Genomic DNA, 565 nt, shown 5'->3' on the forward strand with positions numbered 1-565 from the left:
GGCTGCATCCTTCCGTACGGCTGAATGTCAGCGCAGCCTTTACTCCTGAAGAAGTGATCGACTCCGTCCGGTCCGGCAGCACGGAGATCGGATTGGCGGGCTCCCGCACGCCTGTCCGTGTTCCAGGGGTCCAGGTCCTTGAATTGGAACGCCAGCCACTGATTCTCATCGTCAACCCGCAGGCGGACACCTTCCGCCCTGGAACGTCGATACAGCGCGAAGACCTGGCCGGCCACCGGCTGATCGCCAGCCAGCGCGGATCCCTCATGAGGTGGCTTGTCGATGACGCGTTGGCCCACGGGGTCAACACCGAAATTGTCGCCGAGGTCGCACACCGCACGTCCATCCTTCCCTTGGTGCTCGCGGGCGTGGGCCACGCGGTCATGCCCTCATCCTGGGCTCCGACCGCTCATAAAGCCGGGCTGCGGACTTTGTTGATCGAACCGGTTTCCCACTTGGACGTGGCAATACTGAGCCGAAAAGAAGACTTGACGCCGGCCGCCCGCGCCTTCCTGAAAGTCGCGGAATTGCACTCAGCTGCGGGTGATCTCGAACCAGCACCCGA

General features: G+C 63.0%; 1 protein-coding gene. It reads left to right on the forward strand.

What is annotated here, in order from left to right; translation table 11 throughout:
• Positions 1-53 precede the first annotated feature (53 nt).
• A partial coding sequence (locus tag P2Q66_RS15645) for a LysR family transcriptional regulator substrate-binding protein (protein WP_275729594.1) occupies positions 54-565 on the forward strand: 512 nt, incomplete at its 3' end.

The sequence above is a fragment of the Arthrobacter sp. Cr_A7 genome (assembly GCF_029222765.1).
Classification (GTDB): Bacteria; Actinomycetota; Actinomycetes; order Actinomycetales; family Micrococcaceae; genus Arthrobacter.